Raw genomic sequence first — 22,294 nt, 5'->3', positions numbered from 1 at the left:
CCATGCAAAAGATATAGTGGATAGCACGGCCAAAAGAGCTATATAGTGTTAATTACAGAGTTTTCCTTTGTGTTTTCATGGTGTACGGTAACAAAAATATTTCTAAATCTATTTGGTTTGATTTTCCACTTGCCGGAATAATTAATATATTAACACTACCAAACTTAATTTATGATGCATTTTAACTCGGGAAAATCAATTGTTTCACCGACTCAGATACAGTATACTCTATTCAGCGGGGGTGCTTCCAATGAATACAACGATTTCCATCGAGTTGCTTTGAATCTTTTGCGGAGTTTTCCTAAAGATCTCATGCAATTGGAAGACGCAGCTGATTTTTACGAATGGTCTTTTCGTACTGGTCGCAGTACGGGCATTAACTTATACCTTCTCGATTCAAAGCTATTTATAGCTGAAAGGGAATCGAATAGCACTTTCTTCAATGAATACGCCGGATTTTTTAATAAGGATTTAGTAAAGGTCTTTTTGATAGATTGCAATATCAGTAACCATAAGGAGATTGCTCAGCTTGTTGCCGATACTAGCTTTGGGTATTATACGATCATTAATGATCCAAAGGAAGAAAATGCTGCTTTCTATGACGATAAGAATTTCTTTGCAGATGTAGAACAACTGAGTAAACTCGTTGAAAGAGATTTGCCGCAAATCAATAATATCTTAAAAAAAGAGTACGGTATTGAAATCGACACGTTTAATTTTCAGACCAACCCCAAATCCGATGAATTGAATCCTTTCTATCCAACAATGTACAGCCATTCTAATTATTTTCTTCTGAACCAGATACTGGCTAACGATTGGGAGAAAAAACATCAGTGGCCCAAAAAAGAGGATATGCCAATGTTCAGTAAGAAAAGAGCGTCAATTCAATTGCAGCAGGCAACAGTAATTGACGGTCTGTCACAAGTTGTCCGTATCAAAGAGCCTGCTTCACTTATAGAACCTCTTTACCCGCCGATGGTCATTATTGCGCCTTTTCATTTCCCAAAGTACAAAAGGATAGCAGCAAAACCCTTTGAAACGAAAAAGCAGAAAATGTTATTTAGAGTGTCCCAGACCGAGCAAAAACTTGACTACACTTTCATTGTGGAAGAAGATACACAGCGCGTTCTTGGACATGATTTAATAGGCAGGACATTAAGTTTTTTGACTGAGAGGTTAAGTATGCTAGACTTTGCTGGATATCTTCACGCACAGTTGGCGTACTCACCAATATTTCGCATGCCTATTGTAGGGAAATCTCTCAATATGGACCTGTCACATTTCGAGAATGATTTTTCCACGAGAAAGCATGCTATAAAAAAAATTGAAGCAGTAGGGGAATTGATACGTAAAAAAATGGTGGTTCCTGAATTAAAAGAATATTTAGAGGAGAGAAATGGACAAATTGTTTTTATTTCCGATCTACCCATGGAATGGTTGAGATTGGACAAATATCCGATTTGTCTGACCCATGATATCTGTCGTATACCAGAGTTCAATTTTAGCAGTCTAATCAATAATTTCGTCCATAATCAGCGACTCACATTCCAGATCGCACCGGATATTTTAGAAAGAACACTTATAGTCCATTGCGCTAGTGAAGAAGATGTGGATATGCATCATTTCTTTAATGCAATTGCTGGAATGCAGAAAACGTTGGGATTTAAAAGTGTATTCTGTAAGACTGTCGACGATATTGAGAGTGCGGTAAAAGAATTTAAACCGCACTTGCTGATTTTTGATTGTCATGGTGATTTCGATAGTAAGGATCTGTCCAGCTTTCTTGTAATCGACAACAAAAATAAGGTGCGATTAACTGGCGAAGATATTATTGCTCGTGGAATAAGCGCACCTCTTGTATTTATATCTGCCTGCAGTACTATGCCAAACTATGGTTACGTGAAATTTTTATCAGATGCCTTTATGCAGGCTGGTGCATTCTCTGTTACAGCTACATTTCTTCCGATCATGATGAAAGATGCAGCTGCACTTATTTTACGAATTTTAAGTAACCTGAAGCAACAGGAAAATAAAGTGATCTTTTCAAATTGGCTGGCTTTTATTTCACATACTTTAAGAAGCACGTTGATTTTCGAAACGGTAAGGAAAATACGTCTCAAATACAATATCGATAATGAAATTGATGATGAGAAAATAGCTGATATGCTTTTGAGATTGATGGTTTTTGATACACGAGAAAATGTCTTAGATGAATTGAGGGATTATTTACAAAGTATTATTCCAGAGGCAGATGTGGCATTTGACAATTTAGATCATGAATGGTTGTCCTATACAACGTTGGGGCGTGCAGATCTTATTAAGTTTGAACTTTGGCTGAATAAGCATCAAAAAGTCAATGAACTTAATGGCTAATCTCCAACTTGAATCTCAAATTTTCGTTCAATTTCAGAAAATACTTTTAAAGTTAAAAATATAAGAAATTTGCCCTAACAGAGATCGCTACTTCAGAAATAGGATGTTCTCTTTTTCTGTGTAAAATTAAAAATTCAAGCCAGAGTTTACACTTTGGCCTGAACTTCCATTTAAGATAACTTAAAAAAATTAGCTATCGTCGACCAAATCCTAGCTTTGGTTTTGATAGGTTTAGCGGGTAGTTCTGAAAGAGATTGGTCACACTCAAAGTATTGAGTCTTATGATTCTTATCCTGTACACGACCTACATCGATCTCTTCTTTTGTCCAACGGCCTGCATATTCGACGTTGTTGTTTTTGATCCAGTAATGAGATTGGCATTCAAAATTCCAATTTCCAATAGATGGATGAAGGGAAATAGCTTTACCATTAAAGCTCAGTTTCCAATCCGTGGGCGATATCGGCGTTACAACCTCATTTCCGCAGCCACAGGCGCATCTGTGTATTGCGGTACAGTAATCAAGTGAGATATATAAAATACCTTCTTCAATTTTATGTGGAATAAATTCCACAAACTTATGTTGCAACATCTTCATTAAAAATTTTAGATACACCGATGGAATACGAGCTATGATGTTCATTTTCAAAATCTACATAAATACCACTAAACTTCTTCCATTTCAGAATTGCAAAAATGGCATTTAATGCATTTAATTCAGCAATTTGAATGTTAGTACCATATTCATTATTATCTGAATCTTCAGGAAATATGCGAAGAGGTAAATGATCGTTTTTCTTCTTATTAGCTGAAGTTACCCTTACAGCACCTGTCAGCTTGTCATCAACGATATTGACCCCCAGACCAACATCGCTAAAGGGCACTGTTTTATCCACTAAGTAATCTGTTATTGCTTTCCTTGCACTATTACGGTCTACGCATATGAAAACATAATCCATATGTTCCAATTCAATAAGATTATCTTTTGTAATGTAATAATTGTGAACATGAATGCTTCTGTGCATGTTTGAATAAATCTTATAATAGTATTCTGTCTTTTTCTGTTGTAATTTTAAATCATCAATTGATGCAGCACCAGGAGAACGAAATGCATTATGCTGATCAAAACTGTCACCATCATAAAGATGTATTTCTTTAACAGGGGTTTTCGCGACCAAATCCAAAATGTAGGCCCCAGTTCCTCCTAGGCCGATGATTCCGATCTTTTGCTTATCTAATTTTGCATTGATCATTTCAATATTTGCACGGCTTGAATTGGTGTCAATGTATTGAAATATTGTCTCCTGATGACTATCAGGGATAACTTCGAACGTTGTTGCAGTAACTGATGAATCCATATATTTAGCGGGCGCAGAAATAATCTCAACGTACCTCTTCACTTTTTCATAGTAGTTAGGATAACCATTCTGAGGACGATTTGAAAATGTTCTATTGATTGTTATCTGGTCAGTTAAGATTGTCAACGCGTTATTGTTCTGTATTGAAGTAATAAAAGAACCATCTATCTCACATGGATCATCGCCAATAAAGTGAATTACATGATTGTCCGGGGTAGTTGTTGTCTCATTGCTACTCAAGGTAAGCGTACTTACTAGTACACCATAATGTATTTCTTTATTTTGCGTCACATAAGGTATATGGTGGATAAGTAAATATCCACCACGAACCTCGATTTCATAACCTTCGTCTCTAAGACGTTTAAGGTCGGGACTATGATTTATCAGTAGCTGTGACATCGAAAATCATTTTATTTTTAACACGTACTGCAGAACCTTTAACCATTGTTCCTTCCGGTTTAGGAGACCAACCTCTACTGTAGGTAACGGTATAGCCTGTGTTAGGATTATTATCATACGAACCAAATGCTAAAACAATAAGTTGTTCAAATGATATAGTTTCATCCTTCCAAATATGCTGGCGAGCATTTACTATAATCATAAACTCAGTTGATTTAGGTTTGGAAAAGAATTTCTCTTTCCCTGGACGAGCTAAATCAACCACTTCATCATCAAATATTTGATCATCTTGCCAGTCTGCATTAATATCCAAGAATATATCTTCATCAGTCGAAATATTACCTAATTCTCTAATTTGAACTCCACGGATGTACTGTTTGTACCAAGTAAACGGTTTGTCGTTTATGAAAAAGTGAAGCTTTTTCTTGACAAAAAAATACTCTGTTTCTGGTCTTGCAAGATTTATCCGTGTAGAATTTTCAATTAGTTCATCTTGATAAGGTTTACTTATGGATAAGAACAATTCTGTTTCTAGCGGTATTCCTGCAAGTTGCTTCAATTCTGCTCCGGTCATATATTGATCGAAGGTTTCATATTGTTTTTCCTCAATTATAAATTTAAGAGGTGTGTTTGGAGCGGGTTTATGTGCTCCGACGTGTAGATTATTTGAATCCATCGTAATTTAATTTAAAATTTTAATTAATAATAACTGATCATTGCCTATCGTTTCAGCAATAAATAGGGCTCTGCCCTGGAAAATCAATACGTAATGTGCAATAGATTTTTTAGACAATTATTACCAGAGCCTACTATCTGGATTCTCCAGTAGAGGTTAAAAATCACGAAAAGCTTGTTTAATTCAAATAAAGGAAGTAGTTTTGAAGTGCGAATAAAAAATTACTATCAATAGCCTTGCAAGGGCTGTTGTTCCTTTAAGGAATCAAGCCAGGTGACTTTTGCCTGGTTTTTTTATTTATTTCTCATTTTATAAAAGTTTCAGCATTTATTTTAATATCCAATTTAAACTCTTGGGACAATTCGCGCTGCTGTTTTAATATCAACAGCTTTAACTCCCAGTGATTGAAGCATCTGTCTCATATCATTGAATACAGGTTTTTCTTTAGTTGGGTCTGATATTGTCAAAATAGCAGTAAAAGGCACACCTCCCTTTGGTATAGTTACTCCATCACGCGCTAAATACTCCACATCCAACTTCCATTCGGTAGTCGGTCCTACACCACGAGGGAAGGTTTTTTCGTATACTTTTACTGGACTCCATTTAAAGGAATGTTCAATCAGATCTTTTTCATATAAACTTCCATCCCCTTCATCCGGCGTGTAGATTGCGTTTAAACGTCCTAAATATTTTCCGTTTTTCTGCATCTGACGGAGGGCTGCATCGATATTAATTCGAACAAATTCGGATCCGTATTTATAATCGAATTTCGGAGTACTTACTATTGTGAGTTTTGCATGACCGAGACATTTTCCATTTTGCACCAGGCTTGGTGGCCATGAAAATTTAAAGCTCATCTTATGCCCACTTATTGCCCTATTTGCAAATACTAAAGTGATTGCAGAAGGATCTCCGTTTAATATTTGTTCTGACCCATTAGGTATGCCAAATCCCACTAAATCTTTTGTAACATTTCTCAAGCTTTTGTCATTTAATGATTCGGGTAAAACTGCGTGATGGATTCCCAAAGCGATAAGTGTTTCTCTTGAAACCATTCCTTCTATGTTGTGATCAAGACTCGCTAAAGTTTTTGCCACATTTGGGGCAGCGTAACTCGTTCCGCACCCATCCACAACTGAGCCTTCTGTATTTAATGATAGTAACCCATGCCCTAAGGTAGGATGAGCTGTGCCCGATCCTCCAACATGTGCCAAATCAGGTTTTAGTCCAACCCTAAGCCCTGGTCCTCTACAGCTGTAATTACTCAATGCATAAGGCACAATTCCATCCATGTCTGGAGGATTCAGTGCCGTAACACTTATATTGCGACAGCTTTCAGCAGGTTTTTTGATAACATCATTTCTCGAAGATGCAAGGGTTTTCAGTGCATCAAAATGGTCTTCAGGCCATTCTTTTCTCATATCTCTTGGATGTGTGTTACCAGCTGAGATTACAAAAATAACATCATTTTCCTCCGCTATTTTATCTAAAATTTGTGCTGGCAGACTATAGCCCGATGTTGAAACATGTTCTTCAATATTTAAACTGAAATTGAATATCCGTACACCCGTTCTAGCTTTAAGTTCCTGGACTGCATTTTCCAACTCACTAAAAAATTCCATAGCTTTGGAAAAATAGGTGTCATACCGATCTGCTTTGGGTAATATATCAAGATCTATGATTCTGCATCCATCAATTTCTCGACAAATGGCTTTACCATTTAAGGTTTGGCCCAGTATTGCCAGTCCAGCAATAAAAGTTCCGTGATTTTCATTCTTGTCAGCTGGACTTATTAAGCCCCAACGATCCTCAATCCAATCACCATATATATTTGATACGCCCCCATCGACGATGCAAATCTTTGGATATGCTTCGTCCATATGTACTCCAGGTACCTCATAGGAATCACCTTTTTTCCATACATCACTTACAGTAGCGCTCTGAGTTACGATCGGTGGGAGCGTGATTTTTTTCACTAGCGGGTGGTTACCTAAGAAGTTCAGTAAGCTGTTGTGTCTTTCTAAATCCAGGTCTATCTCTTTTTTCTCCTCAGATTTATTGTTGGAGGAGCTGGCGGAGAAAAATTGGAAAACGGGAAGTGCATTGCTTTTTTCTATTTTGATTCCGTAAATTAATGCGGATCCATCGCCTGAGGTAATTCTGGAGACCAAAATACCTTTACCCAGGTTTTCCAGTCCAGTAATAAATGACTGAAACAGTTCGAATTTATAAACGTTCAGCAAATCCCAGTCTTTTCTAAGGGGAATACTTTCAAAAAGCTCAATGATATATGCCCCTCCAGTCTGTGGCTTTGATAACCATTCAACAGCTTCTTTCGCAGAAAACTTTCTTTTATCACTCGCTGTATAAGGTGTAATTTCCTGAATAGCTCCGACTTCGCTTCTTAATCTTGATGGACTGGGTTCAATTTTTCCATTTTTTTCTTTATATCGTGTTTCTGGCTCAGCCTGTCCAACTTTGAATCGTAAAGTATCAATAATTTCAGGAGTTAATTCAACAAATAATTCACCAAGATCACCTGCACCAACTACAGGCGCAACATCCTTCTTAAACAACTGTGTAGTTGGTCGGTGGCTTTTAGCCAGGGCTGCCTGTTTCAAATTTACCTTTGCAAATGAAACCTTTGCAAAACTGTTGACCATTTGCATATTTTTAATTTCATTGAGCTGATGTTGAAGGTTTTCGCGGTGTTCAACAAATTCTGAATCACTTCCAGCGAAAAAGTCTTTGAAAGAACCACCTCCATTATTTTCCAATGCTTCTATAAAGTCATTAGAATTTAAAACGATTTGAACAGGACTATTTGCCATAACTTATATTTTTTCTGTGTCTTTACTCTTCGATAATTGTTTACTTAGGGATGATGGTGTTATACCAAAAAAAGGAGCAATATCTTTTTGTTTGAACGAATACGTTTTATCATTTAGTAACATATTAATAAATTCTTCATCGCTATGCAACATGATATTTCTTTTAGTTGGTTCAACTCTTCCTGCATTCAGCAACGTGAATTGTTTCATCATATCAATAAAACTGTTGCGTTTATCTAAAACAAATGATCTTTTCAACCATTTTGCTAGCATTTCGGCGTCAGCTCCTGAAGATCCTTCAAGACACCACGCTAAGAACTTTATTTCGCTGTCGTTGTATTCTAATGGAGCTACAAATTTTTTCAGTAAGTGAATCATAACTTCCGGGCTAGGTTTGGGTATTTCGATCTGTATGTCAAACCTTCTCCAAATTGCTGGATCGAGGAGGCTTTCGTGATTAGTAACACCTATCGTAAATCCTTTTTCACGTCTTGTGTCTAGACTTTGTAACAATGTGTTCACAACTCTTTTTACTTCGCCAACTTCTTGCGGATCGTTTCGCAGTTTGGCAATTGCATCAAATTCATCAAGTAAAAGAACGCACTTGTATCGGTTAGCGAAAGCAAATAGGTTTCCAATATTTCGTGATGTTGTACCCAAATATGAGGACATTAGACCTTCCAATCTGGCTAAAACTACGGGCAATCCTATCTGTTTTGCGATCCATTTGGCTAAATGAGTTTTTCCTGTTCCTGGTGCTCCGTAAATTAAACATGAACTCGCAGGGGTAGCCTCTATTTCTAACAATTTGTCAAATTTGGTCCATTCACTGACTATTGATTGGATCGCTAATTCTATATTCTCTCCAAATAAGGGTTCCTCAGCCGGGAGATCAACTGGGAAAAAAATTTCTGCGAGAGGAGTGGAGGTTTCTTTGTCAACTGGGATTGCAGTTTTTTTTGTTATTTCTTCGCCGCCACTCACAATGAAAGATTTCTGGATTTTACTTGGTGACATATCAGCACTTGATTGTGAAGAAGATAATATACCTTCTAACGATTTAGCCTCTTTACCATGCCCATCTTTTTCTAAACTTTCTATTAATCTATTTATCTGATGTAAAATAGCATCGTTTGGATTTGTAAGAGCAGAACGGCAAAGTGCCTGAATTATACTAAAGTATTTGATCATTGTGGTATCTTCATAAATTTATTACAATACAAATATATGGAATAAATTTCCATAGTTGCAAGTTAAATTTCCAAAAAAGTCATTTAATTTCCAAATTAATTGATTTAATTCCAATTTTATGTTATTTGTTGTGTGTTAAGATACTAAAATCGTAGAGCTTTTGTCAGGATCATTGTAGATAGTATAAATATGTTTCAATTAATAGAAATACCTTAATTTTAACAGGTAATGTTACTTTTGAGGATGACTCCAATCTAGTATATATTCATGATATCATTGATGATTTGAATTCCCAAATGTTACTGAATTCTGAGTTACGTTTATCCATATCATATAATTTGAGGAAGAAATTTTTATATTTGATACTGTGATGCTTGTAAACGTTTTTTGTCATTGGATGTAAATTTATTTGCAAAAACTAAAAAAAGACATATATTTGCACCAGTAAAAACGACGATCTCTAAATTGTTTAAAAAAGTGACCTATTCGGTGACCTCTTAAACAAGAGAACAATATAAAGCTTATGGATAGGGCTTTTTTGAAAAAATAACAAGTCCCGTCCGGATCGCAAAAGTTTTTCAATTTACTTTTAAAAAAAATTAGATCCGGTAGTTCAGCTGGTTAGAATGCCGCCCTGTCACGGCGGAGGTCGCGGGTTCGAGTCCCGTCCGGATCGCAGAAGTTTTGTCAATTTCTTTTAAAAAAAATTGATCCGGTAGTTCAGCTGGTTAGAATGCCGCCCTGTCACGGCGGAGGTCGCGGGTTCGAGTCCCGTCCGGATCGCAGAAGTTTTGTCAATTTACTTTAAAAAAATTGATCCGGTAGTTCAGCTGGTTAGAATGCCGCCCTGTCACGGCGGAGGTCGCGGGTTCGAGTCCCGTCCGGATCGCAAGATCTTTAAACCCCCTTCAAGTAATTGAAGGGGGTTTTGTTTTTACTTATCACCTAATCAAAGAATGACTTATGAAACAATATATTCTACAATAGCCTCGCAATGTATTTTTGTGGTGTCAAAAACAGGTATCGTAAAATCATCCTGGCTAAGCAGCAAAGGGATTTCTGTGCATCCAAGAATAATACATTCTGCACCACGGACTATAAGCTCCTCTACAATGGAAATATATCTGACTTTCGTTTCCGGATTAATCAATCCGACACCAAGTTCATCTTTTACAGTATGCTGTATATAATCCCTTGTTTCCTGATGTTCCGGAGTCAATACTTCAAGTCCGTATTCCTCAAGTTTGTTTTTGTAGAAATCCATTTCCATCGTAAACTTGGTTCCGATTAAGCCAGCCCTCTTAAATCCTGCCTTTTGTATCGCTTTCGCAGTTTCGGTACCAATATGTATGATGGGAAGTTTTAGGGTGTCCTGAAGCCTGTCTGCGAACAGATGAGCGGTATTTGCACAGAGAACAATACGGTCTGCACCGCTGTTTTTAAGATGCTCACACGCATTCAGCAATAATCCGAAGGAATTCATCCAGCCCTGGGCCTGGATATCTCCGAAGTTTAAGGAATATATGATACATTCCGCTGCATTCAGTCCACCCAGTTTTGCATTGACGCCTTCATTGATGAATTTATAATAATTCAATGTGGATACCCAGCTGATTCCTCCTACCAATCCTATTTTTTTCATGAATTTTATGATTTACTTCTAAAGACAAATCTAGATAAAAGTTTCCATTGTGTCCCGTACATCCGTGGGGATATTAATGGTTTCAATGATGGATGCGTTTCCTGAGATTTTCAAACCGGTCAGGCCGAATCCGTAAACAGCTCCTGTGTCTATATTGATAGACTTCGAATGATCATTAAAAAGGGGTTTGCCGGCTTTCAAAGGGGTGTGGCCATGTATTTGCAGCTTACCTATATTTTTGAGATCTTTTCTGTTCCACAGAACACTGTCATCATGACTTTCATTATAGGGATTTTCGGTCTCCGATATGCCGGCATGGGTAATCATCAGAAAATCTGTTTCATATTTTAATGGAAGGGATTTAAACCAGTCTCTGATCTGTCCGTAATTAATATGGTTGCGGTTGAAATCATCAAGCGTCTTTTCTCCGCACTGCCTGGTCCAGTTCAGGTTTTCTCCTTTTTCACAATATTCTATGAATTCATACTCATGATTGCCTTTTAAAACAATACAGTTGATATAGGATTTCTGAAGTTCCATGCACTTTTCAACAACTTTGGAACTGTAGTTACCCCTGTCTATCAAATCTCCGAGAAAAATTAAATATTCATTCTCTGTATTCCAATATTTTATGAGTTCTTCCAAAGTGTAAAAACATCCATGTACATCGCCTATTATAAAAAAGTTCATCAAACAAAATTAAACAAAAACAGAGTGCCTTCTCAACGGGCTTCGTAAATTTTCCCCTTTATGACTGTGTTTTGGAATCAGAACAGGTAAAAGAAACCTGTTTTATACTTATTTTTGTTTATATAACTCATCAATATCAAAATATGATCATAACGAACAGCAATGCAGAAGATATAGGAGAAATTTTCAGTCTATACCGTGTAGCCACGGACTTTCAGAAAACAAAAAATATTGTTCTCTGGCCGGAATTTAAGCAAAGCCTTATAGAAACTGAAATTGCGGAAAAAAGGCAGTGGAAAATCTTGATAGATAACGAGATTGCCTGTATTTGGGCTGTTGCATTCAGTGATCCTCAGATTTGGGGCGAACAGAATGCTGATCCTGCGGTATATATTCATCGTATAGCGACAAATCCTAAGTTTAGAGGTCAAAATCTGGTTGCTGAAATAGTAGAATGGGCAAAAAAATATGCTGTAGACAACCATAAAAAGTTCATCAGAATGGATACTGTTGGTGAAAATAAACCTTTGATCAGTTACTATTTAAAATGTGGATTTGATTTTATTGGGCTTGTAAAGTTGATTGATACTGACGGTCTTCCCGAGCATTACCATAATGCTGAAGTCAGTTTGTTTGAAATTAACCTGTCTGATACAGACTAACACTCTTTTTGTATACATCCGCAGTTTATTACTATATTAGTGAAGACCATAAACATCGTCCAATGTCAAAAAGAAAATTTATTCTTCTCTCTATCCTTAAAACCTGGTTTATTGCTACAGTCATTTCTATGGTTATTTTGATCATTTATATGATGATCACCGCTGTTCCTCGTGAGAATCCCAGAAACTGTGATATGAGCGGTTTAGCTTATGGTCTTTTAATCATTTGGATCCTGTCGTTAAGTATCACTTCTTTCAGCAGTCTTTTTTCTCTTTTAAAAATTTTTCAGGGAAAAGCTGTTCGATGGATATGCTGGTTTTTGTTTCCAATACTCACTGCCGGCTACTTTTTTATTGGAATTTCAGATGGAAAGGTTGATAAAGAGGGAATTGTGTATTTTCTGATAGCCAATCTGCCGTGGTTTGTTTTATGGGGAGTTTATTACTATCGGTTCAATTCTCTATTTAAAAATAATTAAAAAGATAAAATCATTAATGCCAATCAATTTAAATATGAAGAAATTTCTTTTAATATGCATTTTGATGATATGGTCTTCCTTTTTTAAGGCACAGCCATTTACTTTTAAATCTATCGGTGAAGCTAAGGAATTCAGAATGACACTTTATTACGGAACCCATGGGAAAGGAGCTTTTGTACAGTATGCAGGTAAAAAGGGCATTATTCCTCTCGCTGTAAAGAGCTATAAATCGGATACATCGGGAAGAAATGATGGTCAACCTGACATCAAATATTATATCTGGGATGAAATTATAGATGGAAAAGTAAACGGTACTTATCAGATTTCAGAAATGCTTCGGACCATAGAGGACGTAACCTATACCCGGAAAAAGGATGGAAGGCAATTTAGATTTGAACTCGTTGATGAAAAAAATGAAAAGTATGATGGCAGTGATCAATACCTTTTGTATGGGGCATTGGTTTCTTTTAATCATTTCTATAATGACCGCCTTATAATTGATTATCCTGACGGCAAAAAAATAAACACAGAACTTATGTCTATTGAAAATCCTAATTCAGCCAGACAAAGTATCATAGAAGATTATAATTTTGACGGATATGATGATCTTGCTTTCTCTGTTCCGGATGCGGGAATGGGGGTCTACAGAATGTTTAGCATTTATCTGTACAATCCGAAAATAAAGCGTTTTGAAAAGCTTAACGAACCGGATTATTCGAAATCAAATTGCTCCTGTCTCTGCGATGTCACTGTAAACAAAAAGACAAAACTGCTGCAGACGGGCTGTAGGGGAGGTGCTTCATGGCATCAGGATATTTACAGGTTTGATGAAAAAGGCCGGCTGAAATGGTCAGCTTCCAAAGAACTGAAAGAAGAATAAAGGGTATGAAGTACGCCTGAAAATAAAAATTACTGCCTAAAAGACAGTAATAAAAAAAGATCAGCTGATATGATGTTTCAATCAGTTTGTGGTTTTTTTTCAGAAATTAATTCTGTTAAATAAAAAGCTGATCTTTAAGGGCTGCTTTAATTCGGCCGCTGTTATTTATTATGTTCAGTCTGAATTGGCCCTCGAAGGCAAAGTTATTTACGATAAAAACTTGGTTGGTGAAATCTACTTTAACTTTGACCGAATTGTGCTCAGGCAGCTCCTTTATTTCATGGTTAGTGAATACATATTGAAGTTGGTCTTTCTCAGAAAAATGATATTCCATCATTTCAGGATTCTCTTTCTTTAAATTTTTAATCGTTAAATCTCCGTGAGCAGTAGTTTCCGAATAGCTGAAACAGCTGGATCTGCCGTTAATAAGAAAGAAAGAGGACAGGAGAGTGACCGGGGCTGTACATACAATAAATAGTGAATAAAAATAGATGTGTCTCATCTTTCAAGCTATTAATTTGTTTTTAGGTACAGGATTAAAGTTATTTTCAGCAAAAGTATATCACGCAATTTTGATAACCACTACACTTTTGTGTAGATTTGCTTAGGGATGACGAATACTACACTTTAGGGTAGTCAATTTGTCGATTTATTAACAATGTATATGGAAGAAATTAACCGATTTTTTAATGATATAAATGATGTCCGCAGGGATGCTGAAATAGACCGCAGTCAGGTTGGAGAATATCTGGAAGCGATAAAGGCATTTTCAAGGCTTACTTATCAAAGTTTATATGTGATAGATTATCAGACCAGAGCTTTTGAATATGTATCGGAAAATCCATTATTCCTTTGTGGCAAATCATCGGAAGAGGTGAAAGCATTGGGGTATGGATTTTATTTTCAAAATGTGAAGCCTGAGGATGTAGAACTTTTAATAAAGATCAATGAGGCTGGATTTGAGTTTTATGAAAATATTCCTGTAGATGAACGAAAACTGTATTCTATTTCTTACGATTTTTATCTGATCAACAGCAAGAAAAATATGGTTCTTGTCAATCATAAACTTACACCGATGTTCCTTACCGAAAGTGGACAGATCTGGAAATCATTGTGTATTGTATCGCTTTCCAACAACAGTACTTCAGGGAATATTGTGGTCAGCAGAGAAGGTTCTGATGAGCTTTGGAGGTTTGACCCGGTAGCAGGCAGATGGGAAAACGATGAAAAAATAAAACTCTCGCAAAGAGGATATGAAATACTAAGTCTCTATGCCAGCGGACTGACGATTAATGAAATTGGGGAAAAATTATTTATTTCTGCGGATACCGTAAAATTTCACCGTAAAAAACTCTTTGAAAAAATTGGAGTCAATAACATTGCTGAAGCCCTGTCATACGCTAAAACCAATAAGTTGCTGTAAAACAGGATCCTTCAATACCGTTTTTTTACGGTATTTTTTAGAATGTCTTTCATGATTCAATTTTAGGTCTGATATTTGCAATGGGTAACCAAACTAAATGGCCTGTTTATTTATGAAAAACATATCTGTGAAAAAAACATTTTTATACCTCTGCTTTAGCGCTGCAATACTGGTTTCGTGTAAGAAAGAAATTGAAAAAATAAGCGATAATTTTAAAGATACAGTTTCCTCGGCAGAAACCCCTGCTATGGAAAAAGATTCCATCAGAAAAGATTCGGTCGTGCAAAAAGAATCTGTTCCGCCGGCAATGCAGGAGAATGGTTTTTATAATGCTTTTGTCCTTCCTAAAGATAAAAAACTGAGAGATTCCGTATATGCGGAATTCAGCAAAAAATACAGCGAAAAAGAACGTTATGCTATTCTGGCATTAAACAGATTGGATTCTAAAAACAGATTCAATACGGATACATTGGTAGTTCCTGCAAAAATAGATACTACATTGATGTCCTATTCTCCTTTTCCCATGCAGCTGGATGTATTGAGCGGTGTGAAAAAGTTTGTTATTTTTTCTTATCCTATACAGGCTTACGGCGTTTATTCTAACGGTAGCCTGGTGAAGTGGGGTCCGACGAGTATGGGTAAGAAGGCAGCACAAACTACACGCGGACTTACTTTTGCCAATTGGAAAAAGAAACTGTCGATTTCGACCGTCAGCAGCGAGTGGAAACTTCCTTATAACTTTAATATTCATAATATCGGAGGTATCGGATGGCACCAGTATGATCTTCCGGGTTATCCTGCATCGCATTCGTGTCTGCGCCTTTTGATGAAAGATGCCCAATGGTTATATTCTTATGCAGATACCTGGATTCTGAATCCCGGGGGGGCTACTACCAAAGCAAAAGGAACTGCTGTTATGGTATTTGGAGACTACAAATGGGGGGGGAGAAAACCGTGGAAAAAACTGTTGGATGATCCCAATGCCAATAATATTTCAGTGGAGGAAATGACTAAACTTCTGCAGCCGAATGTTGAAAAAATGATCAGAGAGCAGGATAACAGAGAAAAAGTGGCAGATTCTATCAAAGCCGCTAAAGCAATGGCAGTACCGGCTCAAACTGAGAAACCTTCAGAAATTCCTGCTAATTAAGAATCTTCTCAAACTGTAAAGTAGATTCTTCAGCAAATCTTCTTAGTTTAAGCATTTCTTCTTTGCCCTTGTGCTGTCCGAATCTGGCCGCTGCATAAGTAAGAAGAATGAAAAATAACATCATAAATGAAGCGCTCAGGGCCCACGGGAACTCAGCGCTTTTTATTTGCTTTTCTACATAAAACATCGTGAAAAAAGTCATCCATAAAATAGAAAAAGAAAAGTAAAGAAACATAAAAAACGTCCAGACCGCTGAGCTGGGTCCAAATACACCCCGAATAGCAGTTTCATCGTCTTCAATTTCTATTCTTAATGACAGCCGGGGTTTCCAGTAATTATCATATTTCGTTTCTACATAAATGGTAGCAACCTCTCTGTTGATATTTCCTGAAAATTCATCTTTATGGTCAGCAAGATATTTTTTAAGATTTTCTGCATACTGCTCTTTCGTAAGATGAGTAAACATTTTAAATCTTGGGCGGGTCCTTATTTTATCTATTGTGCTTTCTTCAGTTTTCATGCTGCCTGTTTTATTCTTGATATGGGATAGGATCTTCTAATACAAAATCAAAAGTCATTTCTTTATTTTTTCTCTGGACCAATATAGTGATATTTCTTCCTTCTTCTGACTTCATCAGTTCCATGATCTTTTCCATGGTCATATCCGAAGTTTTACTTCCATTGATGCTGATGACGCGGTCATCTTTTTTGAGCCCTGCTTTAAATGCCGGCGAATTCTTTCTAATGCCTGCTACGGAAAAGATAGGTTTTAGAAAAAATTTATACTGGAAGTCGCTGCTTCCTACAGAAATTTCCCGGCTGCCGTCGGATGATAACTTGGGTTCAATTTTCACCCGGTCTTCCTGCCACTCCAATCCATCCTGTTTAAAATCCAAACCGCTCATGTTGAAATGAAAAGGATCATTAAAATTCCTGTTTTTTTTCAAATATAACTTTCCGCCTGCGTAATCGAAAACAGTGGTAAACCGTCGTGTGATTTCACCGCCTACAGATCCTTTTCTATCTGCAACGAGAGTGACGTGCTGGATAGAATATTCATCAGGCATTGCAGTGAGCGGCTTTTCAAATTTGAAGTCTTTAAGATAAAAATTATGAATCCTGCTTCTCTTCCCGTAAATATCTCCATTGAAACCACGTCCCAGATAATCATCAATATTGGGTCTGTTGTAAACAAAGTCTTTGATAAGAGTGGGAAATAACCAAATAGCATCACTATTGCCAAGATCGATCAGTAATTTTGAACTTTTCTTATCGTTTGTCATCTCTATATCTGCATAGATATAAGGTTTATCCTTTTCAATGCTCATAGGCAGTTCGGTAAATTTTCTGATCTTCTTTTTAAACAAATCTTTGTCCTGATAGACGGTTATTTTTTTTGCTGTATAATCTATTGAAACGGGATGGTCCTTAAAAAAATGATAACCGATTACCCCATTCACCGGAATTCCTATATGAGATGATATATTGAATTCCTCATCGATGACAATGAACAGAAGCATGGAAGAATTGATGATATGATCACCTATTTTGGCAATATTACGGTCAGATTTAAAACCGTCTATACTCATATTTCCCCCTAACCCCGAAAATTTTACCTTTTCTATATTTTGTAACTTGACTTCTTTATTTTCCAGACTGAAAAGGATGGTTTCCGCGACTCCGGTATCCAGCATAAATGTCAGTTCAGCACCGTTGATATTAATAGGAATAAAAATGAGGTTATTGATAAGCTTAAAAGGGATGACTACTTTTTTGGCATTAATGAGCTCAAAAGAGTTCTGGGCACTCATAAAAATGCTAAAGAGTAATGCCAGTAAAGAAAGCTTTATTTTCATTTACTGAATTTAGTGAAATTCTCATTAATATAAACGAAAAAACATTCCAAAGACAGGAATGTTTATATAAACTGCAGTAATGCAGGATTTTTTTTTATTTTACTTAAAAGTGGGACTGTGACTATTTTGCAAAGAAATCCATCAGATCCATATAGTTTTTCTGATTAACCCCATGTCCGCTCATATACTCCCGGAAAGTGAAATAGCAGCTCAGGTCATACAGCAGGTCTGCTGCTTTTCTTCCCCATTCCATTGGGATGACAGCATCGTCTGTTCCATGGGATATAAAAAAGCGAAGTTTTTCCAGTTTCTTTTTGTCTTTTACAATACCATCCAGAAGTTTTTCCTCAGGATAGCTGCTCAGACAGGCTACATAATTAAACATATCAGGATGTTTTAGGGCTAAAGCATAGCACAACATTCCACCCTGGCTGAAACCGCATAAATTAACTTTACCTTCCGTAAGACCATAATGATTAACTACTTTCAGGATGCTTTCCAGGACTCCGTTCAGTGCTTCCTTAGCCTGTACAATATCAATAAAATTTTCAGGATTGTTGAAATCAATGTCAAACCATGAGTATCCCTCAAACTGGGTATCTCTGGGTGCTCTGAAACTTACGATAAGCCAGTCGGCGGGAAGTGTCTCCCTGAAGCTGAAAAGATCCTGTTCATTACTGCCATAGCCGTGCAGCATGAAAAGTACAGTAGTATTGGGAGTGATATGTTCCGGTTCTCTTACTATATAATCTAAATTCATACAGCAAATATAATTAAATCAGATGGTAAAATTCTAAATGGAAGACGTGTATTTCACATTCAGTATTGGGCTTATTATATCTTCAAATGCGGGTTGATTCTGCCATTGTTCATTTTGCTGATTTGATATTATTTGGAAATCTTTGTTGGAAATTTTTCATAAAAGTTATTTTTATATTAATAAAAAACTTATATTTGAAACATTAAAAATCTATTTGGAGAAATGAAGCAATTTTACAAATCTAAAAGTTTACTTAGACTTTCTTTTTTATTCGTTTTATTATTTTCTGTAATTACTGTGGTGAATTCTTGTAAAAAGGATGATGATGATGAGTATACAGATCACGTTGTGCAGTTTGAAGTAAAAACAACTACCGGAGGTGTTATTAGAGCTATTGTAACACAAGTAGGAACCGTTAAGACCGATATTTTCGATCCAGTGGGAACTACCTGGGGAAGTGGCGAATTTTTCGTAAACTCCAGCCAGGCTCAATTGAACCTTGCTGCTAAAGCAGATCTTCCGGATGCCAATTCTGAACTGATCGTGAATCTTTGGATAGACGGCGAAATTGTAAGAACCAAAAAGATGGTAGGAGCAGGTCCTTTGGTCGCTTCTGTTAATTACAGTTTCTTAGAATTATAAATTCATTCTATACTGATATAAAATATAAAACCGCTTTTAATAAGCGGTTTTTTTATTAATTGCTGTCAATCATATTCTGTTGGGCAGCACGGCTGATGAGTTCGGTAGAGTTTTTTGCCTGGAATTTCTGTAAGAGATTTTTACGGTGTGTTTCCACGGTAAGAGGGCTTAGAAATAGCTCGTCTGCAATTATAATACTGGTTTTTCCATCTGCTACCATTTGCAAAATCTGCTTTTCCCTTTTTGTCAGTCGTGGGATTGGGACCTCGTTGTGAGAGGGTTTGCTGATAATTTCCTTAGTTTCATTACAGAAAACAATATTTCCCGAATGAGCGCCCTGAATACATACCACTAATTCATCTATAGAGGTGTTTTTAAGAATATAACCGCTTGCACCGTTTTGTATAGACTGCATAATAATACTTCTTTCAGACCGGTTGCTGAACATGATTACAGAAGTAGCAGGTGATATTTTTTTTATTTCCCTGCAGAGTTCTGTGCCGTTAGCATCAGGTAGGGTAATATCCAAAAGAATAATATCCACTTTATGATTCCTGATAAAAGAAGTGATCTCTTTTCCGGATGTGAAACTTTCTGAAACTGTAAAACCAAGTTGGTTGGCCAGCATCATTTTTAATCCTTCGATGACGATGGGATGATCGTCTACAATGACGATGTTTATCTTTTTATTCTCCATCAATGCTAAGTTCAATGTTAATGGTTGTACCCTGAGTATCTGAACTGATTTCCATTGTTCCTTTCAGATAATTCACCCGGTTCTTCAAATTTCGAAGTCCCATACTTTTTGTGGTCTGTTCAATATTTTTATCAAATCCTTTTCCGTTATCTTCAATGGTAATAAGAAAATTTTCAGTGGATTGGGAGCACTGCAAAAGAATATTGCTGGCTTCGGCATGTTTTATAGCATTCGCTAATAATTCCTGTACAATCCGGTAAATATTAAGCTGAATGGGTAAGGGCAGATTCTTTTTGATATCAATTGTCTGGAAATCAATATCCAGATCTTTTCTGGAGTAAAATTCACATAGATCATTTAAAGCCGTTTCCAATCCGAAATTAATAAGCGACTCAGGCATTAAATTTCTTGCTATGTGACGAAGTTCACTTACAGAATTGTCTAATTTACCCAAAATCTTATAAAACTCTTGATCTTTTTCAGGATGTAAATGATTGGAAGACCAGGTGGAAAAATTAATTTTAACTCCGGCAAGCATCCCGCCCAAACCATCGTGAAGATCTCTGGCAATGCGTTCCCTTTCTCTTTCTTCACCATCAAGAATGGCTCTGGTAAGCGATAGTTCCTCCTTTTGTTTAATGTCGTTGATTCTCTGCTCGTTTATTTTTTTATTTTTTCTGAAAATAACAAAGAGAAACAACAAAAGGCTTACAAGTAATAATAAGACTAGGCTCAGCCCCCATAAATAGGAATTTTTCTTGTTTACCTCTAAATCTTTCTGGTTCTTTTCTGCATTCAGAGTTGCTATTTTTCTTTCCTTTTCAGCAGTATTGAATTTTGTTTCAAGTTTGTTGATTTCAAGCCTTACATTGGCACTGCTCAGACTGTCATTGAGTTTGGAATATCTTTGTTCCCATACCAAAGCTTCTTTTGCATTTCCCATTTCCTCATTTAGGGCAGAAAGTTGTTTATAGATCGTTTTTCTGTTGTTAAGATCAAGAACAAGTGATTTTTCTGCCAGAATATTTTCCAAAACATCTTTAGCTTCACGGTATCTCTTTAATTTTTTTAATATATCATACTTGTTGAAATAGAACATTTGCGCCTGCAGATTCTGATTGAATTTTTTGGTATATGCGAGTCCTTTTTCAATAGTGGGTAATGCCTGTAAATTTTCCTGTTTGGTAATAAAATAGAGTGTTTTACTATAATAATAAAACGAATTGGATGAAGATTCCGGATAAGGAATAATTAATTTTTCAGCTTTATCAAGATACTTTTTTGCTTCATTTCCTTTTGCCTGATAGCAGAAATTACTGGCGGTGTTCAAATAAGTAAAAAATAATTCAGGGGATTTCGGATAGCCTTTTTCAAGAATTTCTAAAGCCTGAGCATTATAATTTTGGGCCTTATCAAGCTGCGCATTATAGGTAAGAATGACTGCAAGCTGAGTATAGGCAAATCCTAAGTTCCTGCTGTTCCCATATTTTTTGATCAATGGAATACATTTTTCAAGGACAATCTTCACTAAAAAAGGATAGCCCTCCTTATCTTTTTGGGAAACTCCATATCCGTACCATGCTAAAGCCTGGTAAAAATCAGATTCCCTGGTTTTTAATTTGGATAATACCTTAATAGCCTTTTGATAAAAGGCAGCGGCCTTTTCTTTATTTCGGTCAAGGTAATATTGCCCCTCGTAGTAATCATATTTTGCAGTAAGAAAAGCATCATTTTTAATGAAGGTTTTCCCAATTTCCAGGTGCTTTTTACTCAAAAGAGAATCGCTGTTTCTGTAATAATTGGATAACAGAAAATACGCACTTGCTTTCGAAGTATTTACTGCAGAGTTTTTTGTAATGTTCTGTAAGCTGTCTAAATAGAATTTCTCATTGAGAGGGAGAACTTGCTGTGACTGTAAAGCGAAAGATAATAATATGCTTAATAGAATCAGTAATCTCTTCATTGGGTATCAATTCTGTGAAAAAAAATTAAAACGTTCAATTTAATTAAATTTTTCAGTAAAAAAAATACCAGAATTCTGGTAGAAAAAAATACAGATTTTTCAGGATTGATAAAATAAACTGACTCCAATAGCTTTGCAGAGATCAAATCATTAATCATAGAATATTAAAATAAAGTAATTAAAATTTAAACAAAAAAGATTATGAAAAAAATGAAAATGAGTCAACTGTTGAGAGGTGCATTTTTTGTTTTGTTAACAACAATGCTGATTGGAGCTGTCACATCTTGTAGTAATGACGATGACGATGACAACAATGTTAATGGATCAAAGAAAAGCCATAAAGTCGTTTTTAAAGCTATAGCTTCTTCGGGAAGTAATATCGAAGCGGCGGTGTATGGAATTGACGGTAATCCTACCACAGCAACCAGTCTTAGCGGGGCAACCTGGACCAGTCCGGAAGTGACTTCAGAGACAGGAGCTTACAATGCTAATGTTGTTGTGAATGCACTGGGAGTAGATGCTTCATCTAATTTGAAAGTTCAGATCTGGGTAGATGGTGAATTGAAAAAAGAAGGAACTTCAACCGGAAAGATTTTATCTGCATCCGCAAGTTATGTATTCTAA

General features: G+C 36.3%; 21 protein-coding genes and 3 tRNA genes. 11 read left to right on the top strand and 13 right to left on the bottom strand.

Features of this window, described 5'->3' with window-relative positions:
* The first annotated feature begins 171 nt into the window (after positions 1 to 171).
* Positions 172 to 2,373 (top strand): CHAT domain-containing protein, encoded by a 2,202-nt coding sequence (locus IW16_RS06615; protein ID WP_084694508.1) that lies wholly within the window; start codon positions 172 to 174, stop codon positions 2,371 to 2,373.
* 170 nt (positions 2,374 to 2,543) lie between these two features.
* On the opposite strand, the gene IW16_RS06610 is transcribed toward IW16_RS06615, so the two are convergent.
* From IW16_RS06610 to IW16_RS06590, 5 genes are all read right to left on the bottom strand, one after another.
* A complete protein-coding gene (locus tag IW16_RS06610; RefSeq protein WP_034741294.1) occupies positions 2,544 to 2,969 on the bottom strand; it encodes a DUF6527 family protein in 426 nt (141 codons plus the stop codon).
* The gene (locus IW16_RS06605; RefSeq protein ID WP_034741290.1) at positions 2,950 to 4,128 is read right to left on the bottom strand and encodes a ThiF family adenylyltransferase; all 1,179 of its coding nucleotides are present in this window, start codon (positions 4,126 to 4,128) and stop codon (positions 2,950 to 2,952) included. Before IW16_RS06605 ends, IW16_RS06610 begins: the two co-directional genes overlap by 20 nt.
* Entirely contained in the window at positions 4,103 to 4,804 is a 702-nt protein-coding gene (locus IW16_RS06600) for a multiubiquitin domain-containing protein (RefSeq protein ID WP_034741287.1), read from the bottom strand. The genes IW16_RS06605 and IW16_RS06600 overlap by 26 nt, the downstream gene beginning before the upstream one ends.
* Before the next feature lie 344 nt (positions 4,805 to 5,148).
* Positions 5,149 to 7,635, bottom strand: coding sequence for a S8 family peptidase (locus tag IW16_RS06595; RefSeq protein WP_034741284.1), 2,487 nt, complete (start codon positions 7,633 to 7,635; stop codon positions 5,149 to 5,151).
* 3 nt (positions 7,636 to 7,638) lie between these two features.
* On the bottom strand, positions 7,639 to 8,826 hold the full coding sequence (locus IW16_RS06590) for an AAA family ATPase (RefSeq protein WP_051889981.1): 1,188 nt from the start codon (positions 8,824 to 8,826) through the stop codon (positions 7,639 to 7,641).
* A gap of 602 nt (positions 8,827 to 9,428) precedes the next feature.
* Between IW16_RS06590 and IW16_RS06585 the strand changes: the two genes are divergently transcribed.
* The 3 genes from IW16_RS06585 to IW16_RS06575 all read left to right on the top strand — a co-directional run bounded on the left by IW16_RS06585 (position 9,429) and on the right by IW16_RS06575 (position 9,715).
* A tRNA-Asp gene (locus IW16_RS06585) sits at positions 9,429 to 9,502 on the top strand.
* Positions 9,503 to 9,535: 33 nt separating this feature from the next.
* Positions 9,536 to 9,609: transfer RNA gene (locus IW16_RS06580), tRNA-Asp, on the top strand.
* A gap of 32 nt (positions 9,610 to 9,641) precedes the next feature.
* Positions 9,642 to 9,715 (top strand) — tRNA-Asp (locus tag IW16_RS06575).
* Between the two features lie 72 nt (positions 9,716 to 9,787).
* Here IW16_RS06575 and IW16_RS06570 read toward each other — a convergent pair.
* On the bottom strand, positions 9,788 to 10,468 hold the full coding sequence (locus tag IW16_RS06570) for an aspartate/glutamate racemase family protein (protein ID WP_034741281.1): 681 nt from the start codon (positions 10,466 to 10,468) through the stop codon (positions 9,788 to 9,790).
* A gap of 30 nt (positions 10,469 to 10,498) precedes the next feature.
* Positions 10,499 to 11,158 (bottom strand): metallophosphoesterase family protein, encoded by a 660-nt coding sequence (locus IW16_RS06565; RefSeq protein WP_034741278.1) that lies wholly within the window; start codon positions 11,156 to 11,158, stop codon positions 10,499 to 10,501.
* A gap of 143 nt (positions 11,159 to 11,301) precedes the next feature.
* Here IW16_RS06565 and IW16_RS06560 point away from each other — a divergent pair, with 143 nt between their 5' ends.
* The 3 genes from IW16_RS06560 (at position 11,302) to IW16_RS25620 (ending at position 13,179) form a co-directional block, all read left to right on the top strand.
* The gene (locus IW16_RS06560; protein ID WP_034742666.1) at positions 11,302 to 11,820 is read left to right on the top strand and encodes a GNAT family N-acetyltransferase; all 519 of its coding nucleotides are present in this window, start codon (positions 11,302 to 11,304) and stop codon (positions 11,818 to 11,820) included.
* A gap of 62 nt (positions 11,821 to 11,882) precedes the next feature.
* Complete coding sequence (locus IW16_RS06555) at positions 11,883 to 12,299, top strand: hypothetical protein (protein ID WP_034741275.1); 417 nt, start codon at positions 11,883 to 11,885, stop codon at positions 12,297 to 12,299.
* Between the two features lie 34 nt (positions 12,300 to 12,333).
* A complete protein-coding gene (locus IW16_RS25620) occupies positions 12,334 to 13,179 on the top strand; it encodes an XAC2610-related protein (RefSeq protein ID WP_131327854.1) in 846 nt (281 codons plus the stop codon).
* A 115-nt stretch (positions 13,180 to 13,294) separates the two neighbouring features.
* Here IW16_RS25620 and IW16_RS06545 read toward each other — a convergent pair whose 3' ends face one another.
* The gene (locus tag IW16_RS06545) at positions 13,295 to 13,681 is read right to left on the bottom strand and encodes a hypothetical protein (RefSeq protein WP_034741272.1); all 387 of its coding nucleotides are present in this window, start codon (positions 13,679 to 13,681) and stop codon (positions 13,295 to 13,297) included.
* Between the two features lie 162 nt (positions 13,682 to 13,843).
* Here IW16_RS06545 and IW16_RS06540 point away from each other — a divergent pair, with 162 nt between their 5' ends.
* Together IW16_RS06540 and IW16_RS06535 are read left to right on the top strand one after the other, a co-directional pair.
* Positions 13,844 to 14,602 (top strand): response regulator transcription factor, encoded by a 759-nt coding sequence (locus tag IW16_RS06540; protein ID WP_034742660.1) that lies wholly within the window; start codon positions 13,844 to 13,846, stop codon positions 14,600 to 14,602.
* A 112-nt stretch (positions 14,603 to 14,714) separates the two neighbouring features.
* Positions 14,715 to 15,752 (top strand): L,D-transpeptidase, encoded by a 1,038-nt coding sequence (locus tag IW16_RS06535; protein ID WP_051890048.1) that lies wholly within the window; start codon positions 14,715 to 14,717, stop codon positions 15,750 to 15,752.
* Here the strand turns inward: IW16_RS06535 and IW16_RS06530 are convergent.
* The 3 genes from IW16_RS06530 to IW16_RS06520 form a co-directional block, all read right to left on the bottom strand.
* A complete protein-coding gene (locus IW16_RS06530) occupies positions 15,745 to 16,272 on the bottom strand; it encodes a hypothetical protein (RefSeq protein WP_034741269.1) in 528 nt (175 codons plus the stop codon). The genes IW16_RS06535 and IW16_RS06530 overlap by 8 nt on opposite strands.
* 10 nt (positions 16,273 to 16,282) lie before the next feature.
* Entirely contained in the window at positions 16,283 to 17,608 is a 1,326-nt protein-coding gene (locus IW16_RS06525) for a retropepsin-like aspartic protease (protein WP_034741266.1), read from the bottom strand.
* 121 nt (positions 17,609 to 17,729) lie between these two features.
* The gene (locus IW16_RS06520) at positions 17,730 to 18,368 is read right to left on the bottom strand and encodes an alpha/beta hydrolase (protein ID WP_034741263.1); all 639 of its coding nucleotides are present in this window, start codon (positions 18,366 to 18,368) and stop codon (positions 17,730 to 17,732) included.
* A 222-nt stretch (positions 18,369 to 18,590) separates the two neighbouring features.
* On the opposite strand from IW16_RS06520, the gene IW16_RS06515 reads away from it, so the two are divergent.
* Positions 18,591 to 19,010 (top strand): hypothetical protein, encoded by a 420-nt coding sequence (locus IW16_RS06515; protein ID WP_034741260.1) that lies wholly within the window; start codon positions 18,591 to 18,593, stop codon positions 19,008 to 19,010.
* 55 nt (positions 19,011 to 19,065) lie between these two features.
* Here the strand turns inward: IW16_RS06515 and IW16_RS06510 are convergent, their stop codons facing one another.
* Together IW16_RS06510 and IW16_RS06505 are read right to left on the bottom strand one after the other, a co-directional pair.
* Complete coding sequence (locus IW16_RS06510; RefSeq protein WP_034741257.1) at positions 19,066 to 19,707, bottom strand: response regulator transcription factor; 642 nt, start codon at positions 19,705 to 19,707, stop codon at positions 19,066 to 19,068.
* A complete protein-coding gene (locus tag IW16_RS06505) occupies positions 19,697 to 21,670 on the bottom strand; it encodes a sensor histidine kinase (RefSeq protein WP_034741254.1) in 1,974 nt (657 codons plus the stop codon). Before IW16_RS06505 ends, IW16_RS06510 begins: the two co-directional genes overlap by 11 nt.
* 201 nt (positions 21,671 to 21,871) lie before the next feature.
* Here IW16_RS06505 and IW16_RS06500 point away from each other — a divergent pair, with 201 nt between their 5' ends.
* A complete protein-coding gene (locus tag IW16_RS06500; protein WP_034741251.1) occupies positions 21,872 to 22,294 on the top strand; it encodes a hypothetical protein in 423 nt (140 codons plus the stop codon).

The organism is Chryseobacterium vrystaatense (assembly GCF_000737765.1).
Taxonomy (GTDB): domain Bacteria; phylum Bacteroidota; class Bacteroidia; order Flavobacteriales; family Weeksellaceae; genus Chryseobacterium; species Chryseobacterium vrystaatense.
Note: the sequence above shows the minus strand (reverse complement) of the source record. Positions and strands in the feature narration are given on the sequence as shown.